Below are 16825 nucleotides of genomic sequence, written 5' to 3'. Positions count from 1 at the left end.
CCTCAATATATCACTACACGCAGCATGCCCGCTGTGGCAATTGATACAGAGCTGGCAACATATAAAAAGAGACCTCACCGATCACGAAATGATGGGTGAAGTCTCTTTTCCGATACCGGTGCGGTTGTCCATTGGCCTGAATGCCAGGCAATTCTCCGTTCCGTCATTCGAACACGACTCCTTATTTCACCTCATAGGGTTGTTCGAAGCTAAGCTGCTCAAAACTCTGAGCCGGCAAAAACAATGAACCTCTATGTAAAATCCCCGTATTCTACTGGGCCGAATCTCTTAGTAACCGATCCGCACTGTGCTGGAGAAGTAGGCAAAAGGAACGGTTATGTCCGATAAAAAACGATGACACGTCATAGCGTTGGCGGGCAGGCTCATAGGTAATCAGCGCTCGATGCCTCATGTTTCCCATCAGAATGTTCGCGAACTTCTCCGCAGGACCGCTCGCGAAAAACGTCAGGTAGGCATACAGGGAATGATCAACGGGTTCATCCAGCGGGCTTACGCCTGCGCAGGAAAACTCGGTCTCCAATCCCGCCTGCTGCAGCCGGATTAATATCGGATATATCTGCTCATCCACAGGGGTATTGCCGAATAACCGCGTCCGTTTGGGCTGTTTGCGTACTTTGAGTCTGTTGATCCACTCGTTTAGCTCCTGCCTTCTCCGCCTCCACTGTTCCGGGGTATGTGTGCTCAGGAGCAGTTCTCCACTGGAATCATGTCGTTCCTGATTCATCCTATCCATCCCCCTCATTGACATGGCTGCATTCTGTTACTTTTAGTGTAATCCCATTTCGTTTGAAGTCAAATAAGCCGGATGATAGATCCGGCTTATGATTCGTTTTCGTTTAACGGGTTTCCCGGTGAAGCGTCACCCGCTTCAAACGCGGACAATATTTGCGCAATTCCATTCGCTCCGGCTGATTTCTTTTATTTTTGGTCGTTGTATAGTTACGGTCGCCGGTTTCCGTACATGCCAAAGTTACCGTCACTCGCATATTCAACACCTCCTTTTTTGCGTTTTCATAATCGTAATTATTACGATTAACTAAATCATACTTTATTCCTGTTTTTACGTTTTGTCAAGAAACTGTAGCGATTGACAGCCCTATCCCGGTAGGGTTATGGTGACCCATCCAATTTACAATCGATACAGCCTCCATGTTCTACCGGATTGCCGGATATTTGTCATCGTAATGATGAAATTATGAAAACCCTTCATTTACGCATAGTGATATGATTAACATTACAGACAGAAACAGCTGAATATGTTCATGAAAGGATGAGGAAGGTGTGGAAGCCGGATCGCAACAGCACACAACCTCTATATCAGCAAATTGCTGATGCTCTGGAGCAAAGAATATCTTACGGTGAGTTTCCGCCAGGCAGCTTACTCCCCTCCGAACGAAAACTGGCGGAGCAAATCGGAGTTAATCGAAGCACCGTGGTTCTGGCTTACTCCGAGCTTCGGGCGCTTGGAATCATAGAGAGCCGTTCCGGGAGCGGCACGCGGGTCAGCAGTTCCAAGTGGGGAGCCACGCCGAAGCATACGCCGAACTGGCGCCGTTACGCTGAAGGAGGAAATTTTCTGCCTAACCCCCCTTTTCTCCGCCGGATTCGGGAAGCGTTGGCGCACGATCCTTCTTTGATTGATTTTGCCAGCGGAGAGCTCGCCGGCGATTTGGCGCCAATCCAAGAGATGAATACATTGATGAGCCAGAAACCCAATCTGTCCTATTTCGGTTATGACAATCCGCAAGGATATGGTCCACTCAGACAAGCATTGGTTACATATCTCAATAAATATCGCGGGATTCATACTACCGAATCGTCCATACTGATTACGTCAGGATCCCAGCAATCGCTGTATCTCATTACGCAGTGCTTGCTGTCACCTGGTGACGCTGTGGCCATCGAAGATCCATCCTATTGTTATTCGCTGCCGATGTTTCAATCCGCAGGGCTCCGATTGTTCAGGCTTCCGGTCGATGAACGAGGGGTACAACCGGACGACATCCGCTCCCTGTACAAGAAACACCGGATCAAAATGATATTCATTAATCCGAATTTTCAGAATCCCACAGGCACCATTATGGACCATGAGAGAAGGTCCCAGCTGCTTGATACGGCTAGTGAGCTGGGGCTACCGATCGTGGAGGATGATCCCTTCAGTTTAACGGCCTATCAGTGTTCTCCGCCTGCCCCCTTGAAATCGGTGGATTCCGTCGGCTCGGTGTTGTACATCGGGTCTTTCTCAAAAATAGCCGCCTCCGGCCTCCGCGTAGGCTGGATGGTCGCCCCGAATTCCGTGGTGGAGCGGCTTGCGGACGCCAGGCAGCAGATGGATTTCGGATTGAGCGTGGTGCCTCAAAGCTTGGCTGGACAGTTCCTCAATTCTTCCTATTTTGCTCCGCACCTGGACAGACTAAGAGCAAGCCTGTTGTACAAGCGGGATTTACTGATCGAGGCCCTTCAGAAAGAACTGCAAGGCCTGGTCCATTTCCATTTGCCCGAGGGCGGCCTGCATCTCTGGTGCAAAATCGTCCCGGAAGTGAATGACAGCAAATTGCTGGAGGCCGCCATTCAAAAAGGCGTTATTTTTGCACCGGGAAGCGTATACGGTTCAGCTTCCGGATATGTGCGGTTCACTTATGCCCGTGCTAGAGCCGAGGATATCCCAACGGGAATATCCAAGTTCGCTCAAGCTCTGCACGCCGCAATTCAATAGGGCATTAATGAAACAGGATCAGGGTGCTCCCCCCCATTCCGATAATACAGGCCGTCCCAACCCACTGATAAACTCCGAAAGACTCTTTTAACCAAAAAACGGTTGTTAGTACAGCCGCCAGCGGTTCGAGACTTCCCAGTAAACTCGTTTCTTTCGCTGAAAGACTTTGCAAACTTTCGATGTAGAACCAAAATGCAATCATCGTACCGAATACGATCACAAAGACTAAATATAAATAAGCCTTTCACGCTTAATGGAATTCAGCTGGAATACAATCGGACCGAAATAAGAAGGAACCAGCGCATGAAGGAAATGCTGAACTGGATCCATATGCATTATGCGGAGAACATCAAATTAGAGGATATTGCAAAAGCGGGGAACTTGAGTCGCTCCGAAACGTGCCGTTATTTCAAGCAAATACTAAATACATCGCCGATGCAATATGTCATTGAATATCGGATCAAACTAAGTCTGGTGCTGCTTCACGATCCTGAATCGAATGTGACAGATGTCAGTTATCGAGTCGGCTTTAACAGCACAAGCTATTTTATAGAAAAGTTTCGACATTCCATGAACATGACGCCTTTAACGTACAAGAACCAAGTAACTCATCAAAAACCTGTTATTCGTCATTCATAATGCATGCTAACTAATGCATACAGCCCCATGAAAAAAGCCGGGAAGGCTCCCGGCTCAACCATTTATATTATTCGCCGGTTTCCGCGAATTGTTGAATGCGCTCGCCGATTTGATCGCGAACGCGCTGGAAAACAGCCCATTTTTCTTCGTCGGTCCCCTGTGCCTTCGCCGGATCGTCAAATCCCCAATGCTCACGGCGAACATGCGGAGGCGTCATCGGACAACGATCGGCTGCATCGCCGCACAAGGTGACCACCAGGTCGGATTGATTTAACAACTCCGGATCAATGATATCGGAAGTTTGTTCCGATATATCAATGCCAACCTCATTCATCGCTTTGACGGCATTAGGGTTCAGGCCATGAGCTTCGATGCCGGCGCTGTAGACTTTCCAATCATCATCCAGATGTTTTTTGGCCCATCCCTCTGCCATTTGGCTGCGGCAAGAGTTGCCTGTGCACAAGAAGTAAAGTGTCTTTTTTTCCATCAGCGTTTCTCTCCCTTATCGCTTAAATTAAAGTATGGATAGCCATATATATAATCCTAAGAGGGTTATAAATAACGTTGGGATGGTCAATATAATCCCTGTCTTAAAGTATGTCCCCCAGCTAATCTTCACGCCTTTGTTCGAAAGGACATGCAGCCATAGCAAGGTTGCCAGCGAGCCAATCGGCGTGATCTTGGGACCTAAATCGGAACCGATGACATTGGCATAAATTAATGCCTCTCGAACGGGAGCCGATGTGCTTGTCGCATCAATCGCCAGCGCATCAATCATGACGGTCGGCATATTGTTCATAATGGAAGAAATAATCGCTGCGATAAATCCCATCCCCATGGTTGCCGCAAGCAGTCCTTGATCCGCGATGCTCTGTATGAGACTTGCCAGTAGATCCGTAAGACCCGCGTTACGCAAGCCATATACAACCACATACATGCCAATGGAGAAAAATACGATTGCCCACGGAGCACCTTGGAGGACTTCCTTGGTTTGCACAGCCGGACTTTTCCGCGCCATCAGCAGGAAGAAAATTGCGATAACCCCAGCTACGATCGATACCGGGATACCGACAAATTCACACACAAAGTAACCGATAAGAAGCACACTCAACACGATCCATGATAAACGGAACATCGCAGGGTCTTGAATCGCCGTTGATGGCTGCTTGAGCTGTGTGCCATCAAACTTCCGCGGGATGCTTTTGCGGAAAAACAAGTAAAGCACCAGGACACTCGCTGCTAAAGAGAACAGATTGGGAACCAACATTCGGCTGACGTATTCGGTAAACGTGATGCCAAAGAAATCGGCCGATACGATATTCACCAGGTTGCTGACCACTAGCGGAAGTGAGGTTGTGTCCGCAATAAAGCCGCTTGCGATGATAAAGGGGAATACCTTCTTTTCGTCGAAATTCAGCGCTCGTACCATAGCAAGCACAATCGGGGTTAAGATCAGAGCCGCACCGTCATTTGCGAAAAAAGCAGCGACAACCGCTCCAAGTACGGATACATACACAAACATTCGGATACCATTTCCTCGAGCGGCATTCGCCATATGCAACGCCGCCCATTCGAATAAACCGATTTTATCCAGAATCAATGAAATGATAATAATTGCGACAAAGGCAAGCGTAGCATTCCATACAATCTGGGTGACATCCCACACATCCTGAAAGTCGACAACTCCAACGAGCAGTGCCAGCACAGCACCTCCGCAAGCCGACCATCCAATGGACAGATTTTTAGGCTGCCAAATAACAAAAACCAATGTAACAAGAAAAATGATGCTAGCCAAAACAGAAACCAATGTACAAACCCTCCAATGATGTGTTGAACTAGAATATAGTTATGCTTTCCCTCTATTAATTAATATATATCTATATACTTATATAATAAACAGCGATCATACTCAGCAACCTGAGAGCCCTTGCTAATACGGTCTGATTGCCGGTTAATCGCAGGAACAGTTTATGCTCTTATTTAGCGATGACAATATTTCTTGAGAACTTGGCATCTCATTCAATACCGCCTGGATATATGGCTTATCCGCAACATGCAATGAATAATAAACCCATTGGCCTCGTCTGGCTTCATTTACGATCCCTTGAGACTTAAGCTTTCTTAAGTGCTGGCTGATTGCAGGCTGTGACATATCAAAAATATCTACAAACTCGCAAACGCACCATTCTCTTTCCTTAAGTAGCGTCAACATGGTAAGCCTTGTTTTATCCCCAAGCAATTTGAGTTTCTCGGCTATTTCGTTCATATGCTCCATTAAGGTTCATCCCTTTACTGAGAAAAATAATATTCACCATACCGCATCAATATAATTTAATGCTTATATACTAATATAAAGTGTTCCAAATTACAAGTGTGCAGACATATCTGCCGGACTCAGCTCCAAATCACAATAAAGATGACCCCTGATGAAGGGGTCATCCCATCGGCGGCTTGAACCCGGAGGGACCTGCCATGCCGATGGCTTGTACATTATGCCGATATCACTCCCGCAATCGTCCGGTTACGTCCTTCGCCCTTCGCACGGTATAACGCCATATCCGCTGCCTGGAATACATCCTCGCGGCTCCTTCCATGTTCAGGATACATGGAGACGCCGATCGATACGGTAAGTGTTAGTGAATAAGGCGTTTTGGAATTCAGAATCGCATTGCGAATTCGCTCAGCCAAACGATAGGCTTCATCCATACTATGCTTCCGAAGAAGAATGACAAACTCCTCCCCGCCGAAACGAGAGCAGACCGCACCCTCTGGAACGCAATCGCTCATGACCGCCGCCACCAGCTTCAGGACTTGGTCGCCGGTTTGATGGCCATATGTATCGTTTACGCTTTTAAAATGGTCAATGTCAAGCATTAAAACGGCATATGGATCCTTGAGCGCTTCCCATGAATCAAGGCAGCGTTCCAGCTCTCGTCGATTGGACAGCCCTGTCAATGGATCCGTGATGGCTTCCTGCTGTAACGAAAGGGTCTGCTTGACCAGCGATTCGGCAGCAGCCCGCATAATCTGGTTTAATTGATCCGCTTCTCGATTCCAATGCGGCCGGAATTCCTCGGAAGGCACCGTTTGACCCGCTGCTACCGATTTCGTTAATTTATACAGCCGGGTAAACGGAGCGGCAATTCTTGCAGCCGTATAGGCGGCTATGAGCAGCATAAGCACAATCGGAAAAAGCATGCTTCTCAGTTGGTCTTCCAAGTTGCGATTGACATCGGCCAGGATGGAACTTACCGACGTCTGCATGACAATCCCCCAGCCATTCATCGTAACGCTGGCATAACCGGCCAAATAATCGTCACCATGCGTATTCACGACACGTTGCATGCCGCTCTCCCCGCCCATGAGCCGCTTCACCACGACATTAGAACTGACATCCTCTCCTACCCGGCTTTTATCCAGATGATAGAGCAGCCTCCCGCCGGAATCCACGATGTAGGAGTAGGATTCTTTCTCATTCCCCGCACCGGAACCGAAGATCCGATGCAATATATTGTTTTCTTCCAAGTAGATTGTGCCGGCAATCATACCGTGATACTTGCCGGAGCTGTCAAAAATCGGCTCGCTCGCAAGAACAATCCAGCGTCCGGCAGGGGTTCTATACGGTGCAGAAATATAGAACTTTCTCTCCAGTAGCGCCTCCGTAGTCCCCTCCGTTTTTAGTCGGGCCTGATTCAAATTATTCCCCACAGGAGAAACCACGCGAATGGTACCGGCTTGATCGGCCCAAAATACGGAGTTGAAGTAAGGGCTGCTCTGAAGCATCAGATCAAAAATGACCTGCAGCTCCTTCTGATCGGATGCCGCGCTGGCCTCAATAGCCGGATTGTTGGCAGAGGCGCGAAGACTTTGGCGCATCCCTGAGAAAAGCGCTTCAATGGTAACCGCCATTTTTTGTGCGGAAGATAAATTAAGCGACATGGTGTTGTTGTATAAGGATCGTTTCTCGTTTTTATACTGGATATAGAACATAATCGACATCGTCATGAGAATGGATAATGAAACCAGCGCAGGCATGACCATGGCTAGACTGATTTTGATGCGTTGTTTAGGTATGTTCACGGCGGCTGCACCCCTACTCTTGATGAAAAAATATTGCCGGATTATTGTACGATCTTTACATATTACTTCACAATCGTTTATGCGTCCATATATGGAATAAGTGTTTATGTTAAAGGCTGCGACTCGTCATCCAGTAACACGGACTCTATTTATCGCTTTATAACAAACATACGTTCGTTATATAATGTAGAGGAACAGTCTCCATTTTTGATAAGGACGTGATCTCACTTTGAACGACAATATACATACAGAGGCAGACAACGAGCTCCTCGGACAAAAAACCACCAGCCCTGGCCAGCTTCTGCAGTCGATGCTCTGGAACAGGCACGATCTCCCCTCTCTGGAGCATGGCCGGCTCTATCGCCACCATACCGGGTTCACGCTCACCGGAATGGTCGTAGCCGGACTGGATGGCCGGCAGCTCCATTGCTCCTATGAGGTTGAAACCACCCGCAGTTGGCAAACCCGGAAGGTAAAGATTAAGCTCTCAAGCGGCACGGAAGTTCAGTCCCTTCACCTGGAGCGGGATGATGACGGCCGCTGGTGGAACGGCGATACCGAGCTCACCGCATTTGCCGGCCTGACCGACATTGATCTCGGGATTACCCCTTCAACCAACACCCTGCCGATCCGACGCTTGAAGCTGAAGCCTGGAGAGAGCACGTCCATGACGGCCGTCTGGATTCAGTTCCCGAGTCTAACCATTGCCCCCCTTCCCCAGCAATATACGCGTACGGGCGAGTATACCTACCGTTATGAGAGTAACCATGGTGCCTATCAAGCGGATTTGGAGGTTGACGAACACGGCCTCGTCACGAGGTACGCCGACGTATGGAGCCGAGCTCGCTGAGCCCTGTGCGTCCATGTCCACCAGAAGGAGGATCCCTGTAACCGGACGAAAACAACAACCCGGAACCGTTCATTGCAGCATCATCTCGACCGTTACAAGCAAGCCTCACGCTCATTTTCGGAGAAAGTATCCATCGGCGAGAATTCGGTGATCGGCTACAATACTTTATCGGCATGCCAAAAATCCCCTGCCGGGTCTGCTTAGACCTTGCAGGGGATTTTCATGCGCCTAATGCTCCTGAATCAATGAGGGACAAAGACAAGCTGCAGTACAAACAGCACGGCAAAAATATACATCAGCGGGTGAACCGCCTTCCACTTGCCCTTGACGATTTTCATCAGCGGGTATGAAATAAAACCGAGCGCGATCCCGGTCGCGATGCTGGACGTAAGCGGCATGGTCAGAATTACGAGAAACGCGGGGAACGCTTCATCAAAATCATTCCACCGGATGTGCTGAACGCTGCTCAGCATCAGGCAGCCCACTACGATAAGCGAAGGTGCCGTAATGGCGGATAACCCGGCAACCGCGCCGATCAGCGGACTGAAGAAGGCGGCAACCACGAACAACGCGGCAACGACGACCGCCGTCAATCCTGTCCGACCGCCTGCCCCAACACCGGCTGCAGATTCAACATAAGCGGTGGTCGGGCTTGTACCGACCATGGATCCGGCTACGGTTGCCACCGAATCGGAGAACATGGCACGTTCTGCTCGAGGCAGCTTGTTATCCTTCATCAGCCCCGCCTGCTCCGCCACACCAACTACCGTACCTGTCGTATCGAACAGCGTCACAAGAAGGAACGAGAACACAACAGCATAGAGCCCATGCCTGATCACATCCGAGGCAGCGGTAATCGGGTTCCATACCAGAATGCCTTCCGGCAGCGTAGGAACCGACATAATTCCGCCCGAAAAGGACAGCATATCGGCAAAATAAGCAATAATGCCGGTAATAATCATACCGATAAACAAGGCACCCTTCACGTCGCGGGCCAGCAGCACAAGCGTAACCGCTAGTCCTACCAAGGCGAGCACAACCGATGGCTGGTGTAGATCGCCGAGCGCTACCAGATTGTCCGGATGCGCTGTAATAATGCCGCTCATCCGCAAACCGATAAAAGCAATAAACAGGCCGATACCGACCGTGATCGCATGCTTCAGATTCGCCGGGATCATCTCAATCAGCCTGCGCCGCAGGGAAGTCATCGATAACACCAGAAACAGAATACCGGCTATAAAGACGGCCGAGAAAGCTTCAATATACCCAAGTCCGGCATGTCCTTGAACAACGGAATAGGTGAAGTAGGCATTCAAGCCCATCCCCGGCGCCACAGCGATCGGGTAGCGGGCTACAAGCCCCATCAGCAGTGTACCAATCACAGCGGCAATAATCGTAGCCGTGAAGCTCTGCTCAAAAGGCACACCCGCTTGCGATAGAATCAGCGGATTCACAACGGTCACATACGCCATCGTGAAAAACGTCGTGGCCCCGGCAACAACTTCTGTCTTAACCGAGGTACCGTTAGCTTTTAAATCAAACACGAAAAATCCTCCATTCATGATGCTTGGCCTGGCTACGCGCCAGCCCCTTTTGGTAAGTTACGCAATATTTGATATACTCAAACACAAATGTATTGTAAATCTCTACATAGCATTTCGTCCTGAACTCGATAAAAATCTTGATTAGACAATCTATTCAAATCTTAAGGGACAGCAAATGACAGGAGGCTTGAAACGATGTGCGGACGCTTTACACTCACGGTCACTTGGGAAGAACTGATGACCAGGTATCTCATTGATCCCGAATCGGTATCTCCCTTTCACATTCCCCGGTACAACATCGCTCCTACGCAGATGGTCACGGCGATTATTAACGACGGCAGCACCAACCGAATCGGTCAGCTGCAATGGGGGCTTGTCCCATCCTGGGCCAAGGATTCCTCGGCCGGAGCCAAAATGATCAATGCGCGCAGTGAAACGCTGGAAGACAAGCCTGCCTTTAGGATGCCCTTTTATCGGAAAAGATGCCTGATTCCTGCAGACGGCTTTTACGAATGGCAAAAAAACGACAATGGCAAGCAGCCCTTTCGCATCGGCTTGAGGAACGGCGAAATATTCAGCATGGCCGGTCTGTACGATACCTGGATCACTCCAAGCGGAGATAGGCTCAGCACCTGCACCGTCATCACCACCGCACCCAATCAACTCATGGAGCCGATCCACAGCCGGATGCCGGTCATTCTGAGACCCGCAGACGAAGCGCTATGGCTTGAACGACAGACTTCTTCCCATACCAATGACAGCAGCCCTTCCTTCCTGCAATCCCTCAAAGAGCTTCTGAGGCCATACCCCGCGGAAGAAATGCAGGCCGTACCGGTCAGCACAACCGTGAACTCCGTTAAAAATGACACGGAGGATTGCATCCGCTCCATTACGGGCAGCTAAATCCTTCGGAAAGGTTCGGGATGCCTCTTCATATTCCGCTTTTTCTCAACTTGCCGGTTTGTTTTCTAGCGGATGGATCATAAATCAAAAACTCCATTTGCGGAAGAACGTCAGGAACGTTTTATCCCTGCATATCCCAAATCAAAAGCCCCTGCTCATTAGGAGAAAACACTCCCGAGAGGGGCTTCTTCTATGCAAAGTCAATCCTTGATGTCATCCAATTGTTATCGAAACATCCCCCACAGCTTGATCAAATGGAAGGTGTTGTTCGGATCGATGCGCTGTGCAAGCACGAATTGAACCATTTGCTGCTCCTGCGTAGAGCTCAGCTTTTCATTCAAGATCCCGCTGGCTGTCCGGATCAATTGATGCACTTTTGCGCTATTTTGAAGATCTGCCTTGGTCAAACCCTGAGTCAGCCCTTTGATTCTTTCCTTGACTGCCGGGTTTTTCATTTTTAGCTTGATTCGTTCTACCAGCTGCGGACTAATCCCGTACTGCTGATAACTCAATGTTGAAGCACCTCCAGTCATAAATGCTGCTACCTTTTTTGAGTATATGACGAGGGTCTGTCCATTGTGCCAACAGATTCATGTTATTAATCCATGATATCGCCCTGGAAGATCTTCTCCTGCTGCAAAAAGTCGCGCAATGGCTCATATTCAGGAGACGTCCAGAAGGAACTGTCGCTGACAAGAGCCGCTGCATCGCCCCTGGCCTCCTCCACTACTTTGAAGTCGGCGACCATGTCGGCCAGCCGGAACTCCGGCAGCCCGCTCTGCTTTGTACCGAAGAAGTCGCCAGGGCCCCTAAGCTCCAAATCCCGCCGGGATACTTCGAAGCCGTCCTCGGTTTCGGTCATAACCTGCATCCGCTCCTGACCCACTTCCGATTTCGGATCGGCCACAAGTACGCAGTAGGATGCATGCTGCCCACGGCCGACGCGGCCCCGAAGCTGGTGCAGCTGGGACAGACCGAAGCGATCGGCATCCATAATAATCATCAGGGTTGCGTTCGGCACATCGACGCCAACCTCAACGACCGTCGTGGAAATCAACAGCTGGACCTCATTGCTGTAGAATTGGCGCATGACCTCATCCTTCTCGGCAGGCGTCATACGGCCGTGCAGCAGCCCCACAGCATATGTAGGAAAGGCCTGCTGCATCTGGACATGCAAATCGATCGCATTCTGAACGTCCAGCTTGTCCGATTCTTCAATCAAAGGAGCAATCAGATATGCCTGGCGCCCTTGATTTACTTCCCGGGAAATAAATCCGAGCACACGGTCCATAAGTTCATGTTTGACCCAATAGGTCGTAATGGGAATACGTCCTTTCGGACGCTCTGACAGCGTGGATACATCCATATCGCCAAAGGCGGTAATTGCCAGCGTCCGTGGAATCGGCGTCGCCGTCATCGTGAGCACATCCGGGTTATAGCCTTTACGGCGAAGTACGCTTCGCTGATTCACGCCAAAACGGTGCTGCTCGTCCGTTACGACGAGTCCCAGCTCCCGGAAGTACACATCATCCTGGATGAGAGCATGGGTGCCCACGACAACGTCCGTCAGTCCCATCTGTAAGGAAGCCAACAGATCTTTACGCTTCTTCCCCGTTACGCTGCCTGTCAACAGGCCCACGGTAATGCCAAAGGGCTCAAACAGCTTCTGAAGGGAACGCATATGCTGTTCGGCAAGAATCTCCGTCGGCACCATCAAGGCTCCTTGAAAGCCCGAGCGAACTGTTGTGAACAGAGCGATGGCGGCAACAATCGTTTTTCCCGAACCGACGTCCCCTTGAAGCAAGCGGTTCATGCAGTAAGGGGAACGCATATCATGCAAAATCTCCAGTTCCACCTTCTTCTGCGCATCGGTTAGCTCAAACGGGAAGCTGCGCACGAACTCCCGGATCGTTGCATTGTCAGCCGTATGTACAACACCGTCCATCCGACTTCGGTTCAGCGCGCGGAACGCCTGCATTTTCAATTGGAACAAGAAGAGCTCCTCGTACACCATCCGGCGCCGCCCTTCCTGACCTTCCCGGGAGTCAACAGGCTGATGGATCGTCATGATCGCCGCTTTACGCGGCATCAGATCATATTTCCTGAGCAAGGATTGAGGCAAAATCTCGGGAATCATCTCCCCGTATTGCTCCAAAGCCTGCCCCATCGTTTTTCGGATCCAGGATTGTGTGATCTTCCCGCCGATGGAATACACCGGCTGCAGCGTTCCGCTGCGAAAGGCTCCCTTATCCGGGAACTCGGATTCGGACACCGTAAGCTGCATTCTGCGCTGATCCCACTTGCCCGTCAGCACGATCTCCCGACCGGCCGTAAGCTGGTCTTTCAGAAAATGCCGGTTAAACCAGGTCGCGGTGAACATCCAGTTTTCAGCCAGCATTTTGCAGGTGAGACGGGATTTGCGCCCGTAGCGCTGCAGTACCGGCACGCTGGCGATCTTGGCTTGAATGGTAATTTTGTCCCCGTCCTTGACTTCACTCAGGGAACGGAGCCGGTAATCCTCATACCGGAAGGGGTAATACTCCAAAAGATCCTTGACCGTAGAGACGCCAAAGGCGTGAAGCTCCCCCTCTTTCAGGGCGCTCACGCCGTTGATCTGTCTGACGGATATTTGATCGAGTTTGAGACTCATATCATCTACCTCACTTAAGCAGGCCATATATATGCTGCAATGGTTCCCGGTCCAACGTGCGTGCCGATAACCGGACCGATCTCGGAGAACACCGTTTCCTCGATCGTAAACACTGCGGACAGCTGCTGCAGAAAATCCTCAACCTGAGCAGGGTCAGCTGTATGACCCACAGCCACTTTAATATTTTTCACACCGGATAGATCCTGTTGAAACAGCTCAATGATTTTGGCCGTCGCTTTCTTGCGACCGCGGACCTTGTCTACCGGAAAGATAATCCCTTCGCCGTCAATGGACAGGATCGGCTTAATGTTAAGCAGGGTTCCAAGCACGGCCGAAGCCTTGCCAATCCGCCCGCCCTTCTGCAAATACTCCAGCGTGTCTACCAGGAAGTAGAGACGGCGCTTGGAGCGAAGATCCTCAAGCGACGAAATAATATCTGGAACAGCCGCACCTGCTTGTGCGAGCTTCGCCGCATGAACCACGAATAGTCCGAAACCGTAGGACGCCGATTTGGAATCCCATACGGTGATATCCGCTTCTCCTTCGATTAGAGAGGTTGCAAGCAATGCGGACTGATACGTTCCGCTCAAGCCGGATGAGATGTGAATGGACACAATGGAGCAGCCTGGGTGCTGTTCCAGAATGGACTCATACACAGCTACAAAATCTGCGGGTGAAGGCTGGGAGGTCGTTGGAAGCTGGGGCGACTGCACCAGCTTTTTGTAGAACTCTCCCGGCGTGATTTCGACTCCGTCCAAATACGTATCTTCCCCGAACATAAGTCTCAGCGGCACAATATGAATGTTGTGTTGCTTCGCCAGGTCTGCCGGAATATCCGCTGTGCTGTCTGTCACAATAACGGTCTTATTCACCGGAACCCCTCCTAAAAATGTACCTTGCTTAATGTCAAAGCGTTGTTTATCAAGACTCAACGGAGAACAGATAGGAATAGATCGGCTGTCCGCCGTAATGCACCTCAACCTCTGCGTTAGGGTACTGCTCGCCAAGCCACTCCGTGAGCGCGTTGGTCGATTCTTCGCTTGCGTCCGCCCCGGTAAGCAGAGTCACGATTTCATCGCCGGACTCCAGCATTTTACCCAGCAAATCCTGGGAGGTCGTAATCAAATCCTCGTTCGCTGCAACGATATTGGAATTGCGAATGCCGATGAATTGACCGGCCTTGATCTCCAGATCATCAATCGTTGTGTCCCGAACGGCATAGGTTACCTGACCCGATTGCACACGAGTGATCGCATCCAGCATGTTGTCGGTATTCATATCCGCATTCTCATCTTCCTGGAAAGCAAATGCTGCCGCGATCCCCTGGGGAATCGTCTTGCTCGGAATGACCGTTACGCTGCGCTCGCCTTCGAGAAGCTCTCTCGCCTGCTGGGCAGCCAGCACGATGTTGGAGTTGTTCGGCAGAATGTAAATCTGCTGAGCCGAGATCGAAGAAATCGCATTAACAAAATCCTCGGTGCTCGGATTCATCGTCTGTCCTCCCGAGAGAACGACGTCAACGCCCAGACTTTTGAATATGTCAGAGATGCCTTCCCCTGACGATACTGCAATGAAACCGTACGGTGCGATCTCGTCTGCCGGAGGAACAGCCGGAGCTTCCGGTGTTACGGTCTCTGCCGGAATATCCGCAAACAACTCGGGCATCGGTGCGATGTCCATTCCCGTTGTCAGCAAATCACGGTGCTGCTCGCGCATATTCAATATATGAATCTGGGTGATTTCTCCATACATTAGTGCCAGGTTCAACACTTCGCCCGGAGCCTTGGAATGCACATGAACTTTGATGGTCTCGTCATCGGCGATAACAATGATGGAATCACCATTCACTGCAAGCGCTTTCCGGAACTTATCTTCATCAAAGTCTGAGCCCGTTCCTTCTCCGAGCTGCCTATTAATAAAGAATTCCATGTCATATAAAAATTCAATGTCCTCTGTGGACAGTCTGGACTGGGCTGAAGCCGGAGCTTGAACCGCCGAGAAATCAGGAACCGCTTGGAAGGCCGGTGCCTTGTTGCTCTGTTCAGCTTGTCCTTCCGCAACAGCAAACGATCCGGACGGAGCGTCTTTTCTTAGCGCCTGCAAGAAACCCTCATAAATGTAAACCAGGCCCTGGCCACCCGAGTCCACGACGCCAACCTGCTTCAGAACAGGGAGCATATCAGGCGTCTGGGAAAGTGTTTCTTTGGCTTTGGCCAACACCTGCTCCATCAATTCCACGATATCGTTGTTGCGGCGGGAGAAATAGACCGCATGCTTGGCTGCTTCTTTAGCTACGGTAAGGATGGTGCCTTCAACAGGCTTCACAACAGCTTTATACGCAGCTTCTACGCCTGTCTGCAGTGCTGCGGCGAATTGATGAGAATTTAGTTCTGTATAAGGTGCCGCATATCGGCTGAAACCGCGGAACAGCTGGGACAGAATAACCCCCGAGTTCCCTCTGGCTCCCATCAGAAGCCCCTTGGATAGCACACCGGCACTATGCCCGACGGACTCCGAGTACTTACTCTTCAGTTCTGCCACACCTGCAGTCATCGTCAAATTCATATTGGTCCCCGTATCGCCGTCTGGCACCGGGAACACATTCAGGGAATTGACGTGTTCTGCATGCTGCTGCAGCTGCTCCGCTCCGGCTAGGACCATCGCGGTAAATTCTGTTCCATTCAAAGAACGCTTACTCAATGAGAATTCCCCTTCCTGGCTTGATACCCATAACACTTCTTGTCGTAAATTTCATATCTATTTCATAGCCTATAGCTGACGAAATGCCCAAGCACTAAATAAAAGACTTACCATGATTAATGGATCATAAATCTATGATGGGCTATCCTCTCGTCCTCTACGCTTTGCGCGGTTCCCAAGCTTCTTGAGAGCCATGCCGACCAGCCCACGAACTATTTCTTCGGAAATATTATGGACTAATCAACATTGTACTATAATGGCAAAGAGAAATAAATGTTTTTAGGACAGTTGACGGAGCAATTTTTACTGTGATATTATATTTAAGTATTGTTTCATGCAGGGTTAGGAACAAGGAGGTGTAATGAATGGCTCGCAAATGTTATGTAACTGGCAAGAAACCAAGCAGTGGTAACCATGTTTCTCACGCTAACAATCACAACAAGCGTTCTTGGGGTGTCAACGTTCAAAAGGTTCGCATTTTGGTGGATGGCAAGCCAAAACGTGTATACGTCAGCACTCGCGCTTTGAAATCCGGTAAAGTGACTCGCGTATAATCATCTTGTGTTATATGAAGAAAAACTTCTTAATCTCCAGGCACCATTTGTGGGCGATCCGGGACAAGGAAGTTTTTCTTGCGTTTAGATACATATTCTCCTTCTAAACAAAAAGCACCCTGAGCAGTTAGCAGGTGCTTTTTTTATTTAGATATAAGAAAGATGAAA

The 16825-nt window shown here is 50.0% G+C and carries 15 protein-coding genes and 2 pseudogenes; 5 read left to right on the top strand and 12 right to left on the bottom strand.

Translation table 11 applies throughout. The features are described from left to right. Positions 1–271: 271 nt before the first annotated feature. Together ACQKPA_RS19575 and rpmG are read right to left on the bottom strand one after the other, a co-directional pair. Positions 272–745 (bottom strand): hypothetical protein, encoded by a 474-nt coding sequence (locus ACQKPA_RS19575; RefSeq protein ID WP_427494184.1) that lies wholly within the window; start codon positions 743–745, stop codon positions 272–274. 112 nt (positions 746–857) lie between these two features. Beyond that, complete coding sequence (gene rpmG / locus ACQKPA_RS19570) at positions 858–1007, bottom strand: 50S ribosomal protein L33 (protein WP_427494183.1); 150 nt, start codon at positions 1005–1007, stop codon at positions 858–860. A 293-nt stretch (positions 1008–1300) separates the two neighbouring features. Between rpmG and ACQKPA_RS19565 the strand changes: the two genes are divergently transcribed. After that, positions 1301–2737, top strand: coding sequence for a PLP-dependent aminotransferase family protein (locus ACQKPA_RS19565; RefSeq protein WP_427494181.1), 1437 nt, complete (start codon positions 1301–1303; stop codon positions 2735–2737). A 4-nt stretch (positions 2738–2741) separates the two neighbouring features. On the opposite strand, the pseudogene ACQKPA_RS19560 reads toward ACQKPA_RS19565, so the two are convergent. Then, positions 2742–2981: pseudogene (locus ACQKPA_RS19560) on the bottom strand (EamA family transporter); the annotation flags it as partial. On the opposite strand from ACQKPA_RS19560, the pseudogene ACQKPA_RS19555 reads away from it, so the two are divergent. Beyond that, positions 2975–3376, top strand: a pseudogene (locus ACQKPA_RS19555) (helix-turn-helix transcriptional regulator); the annotation flags it as partial. The pseudogenes ACQKPA_RS19560 and ACQKPA_RS19555 overlap by 7 nt on opposite strands. A gap of 67 nt (positions 3377–3443) precedes the next feature. Here ACQKPA_RS19555 and arsC read toward each other — a convergent pair. From arsC to ACQKPA_RS19535, 4 genes are all read right to left on the bottom strand, one after another. Then, positions 3444–3863, bottom strand: a complete 420-nt coding sequence (gene arsC, locus ACQKPA_RS19550; RefSeq protein ID WP_427494180.1) for an arsenate reductase (thioredoxin) — start codon at positions 3861–3863, stop codon at positions 3444–3446. 27 nt (positions 3864–3890) lie between these two features. Continuing rightward, a complete protein-coding gene (locus ACQKPA_RS19545) occupies positions 3891–5183 on the bottom strand; it encodes an arsenic transporter (RefSeq protein WP_427494178.1) in 1293 nt (430 codons plus the stop codon). A gap of 144 nt (positions 5184–5327) precedes the next feature. After that, entirely contained in the window at positions 5328–5651 is a 324-nt protein-coding gene (locus ACQKPA_RS19540; RefSeq protein ID WP_427494177.1) for an ArsR/SmtB family transcription factor, read from the bottom strand. Positions 5652–5866: 215 nt separating this feature from the next. Then, the gene (locus ACQKPA_RS19535) at positions 5867–7456 is read right to left on the bottom strand and encodes a sensor domain-containing diguanylate cyclase (protein WP_427494176.1); all 1590 of its coding nucleotides are present in this window, start codon (positions 7454–7456) and stop codon (positions 5867–5869) included. Between the two features lie 229 nt (positions 7457–7685). Here ACQKPA_RS19535 and ACQKPA_RS19530 point away from each other — a divergent pair, with 229 nt between their 5' ends. Next, positions 7686–8306, top strand: coding sequence for a putative glycolipid-binding domain-containing protein (locus ACQKPA_RS19530; RefSeq protein WP_427494175.1), 621 nt, complete (start codon positions 7686–7688; stop codon positions 8304–8306). Positions 8307–8548: 242 nt separating this feature from the next. Here the strand turns inward: ACQKPA_RS19530 and ACQKPA_RS19525 are convergent, their stop codons facing one another. Continuing rightward, positions 8549–9850, bottom strand: a complete 1302-nt coding sequence (locus ACQKPA_RS19525; protein ID WP_071223711.1) for an NCS2 family permease — start codon at positions 9848–9850, stop codon at positions 8549–8551. Between the two features lie 195 nt (positions 9851–10045). Here ACQKPA_RS19525 and ACQKPA_RS19520 point away from each other — a divergent pair, with 195 nt between their 5' ends. Beyond that, positions 10046–10753, top strand: a complete 708-nt coding sequence (locus ACQKPA_RS19520) for an SOS response-associated peptidase (RefSeq protein ID WP_427494173.1) — start codon at positions 10046–10048, stop codon at positions 10751–10753. Positions 10754–10977: 224 nt separating this feature from the next. Here the strand turns inward: ACQKPA_RS19520 and ACQKPA_RS19515 are convergent, their stop codons facing one another. The 4 genes from ACQKPA_RS19515 to ACQKPA_RS19500 form a co-directional block, all read right to left on the bottom strand. Beyond that, positions 10978–11265: a stage VI sporulation protein F gene (locus tag ACQKPA_RS19515; RefSeq protein ID WP_113057116.1), complete on the bottom strand. Its 288-nt coding sequence runs from the start codon at positions 11263–11265 to the stop codon at positions 10978–10980. 86 nt (positions 11266–11351) lie between these two features. Further along, positions 11352–13403 carry an ATP-dependent DNA helicase RecG gene (recG, locus tag ACQKPA_RS19510; protein ID WP_113057117.1) on the bottom strand — a complete coding sequence of 684 codons (2052 nt, stop codon included), beginning with the start codon at positions 13401–13403 and terminating at the stop codon, positions 11352–11354. Positions 13404–13417: 14 nt separating this feature from the next. After that, a complete protein-coding gene (locus tag ACQKPA_RS19505; protein WP_071223707.1) occupies positions 13418–14275 on the bottom strand; it encodes a DegV family protein in 858 nt (285 codons plus the stop codon). Positions 14276–14324: 49 nt separating this feature from the next. Beyond that, positions 14325–16103, bottom strand: a complete 1779-nt coding sequence (locus ACQKPA_RS19500; protein ID WP_427494172.1) for a DAK2 domain-containing protein — start codon at positions 16101–16103, stop codon at positions 14325–14327. 365 nt (positions 16104–16468) lie between these two features. Between ACQKPA_RS19500 and rpmB the strand changes: the two genes are divergently transcribed. Further along, a complete protein-coding gene (gene rpmB / locus ACQKPA_RS19495; RefSeq protein ID WP_006209230.1) occupies positions 16469–16657 on the top strand; it encodes a 50S ribosomal protein L28 in 189 nt (62 codons plus the stop codon). The last annotated feature ends 168 nt before the right edge of the window (positions 16658–16825 follow it).

Origin of the sequence: Paenibacillus sp. NPDC093718 (assembly GCF_050279985.1) — a bacterium.
Taxonomy (GTDB): domain Bacteria; phylum Bacillota; class Bacilli; order Paenibacillales; family Paenibacillaceae; genus Paenibacillus_AQ.
The sequence above is the reverse complement of the archived record's forward strand: the minus strand, read 5'-3'. Positions and strand labels throughout refer to the sequence as shown.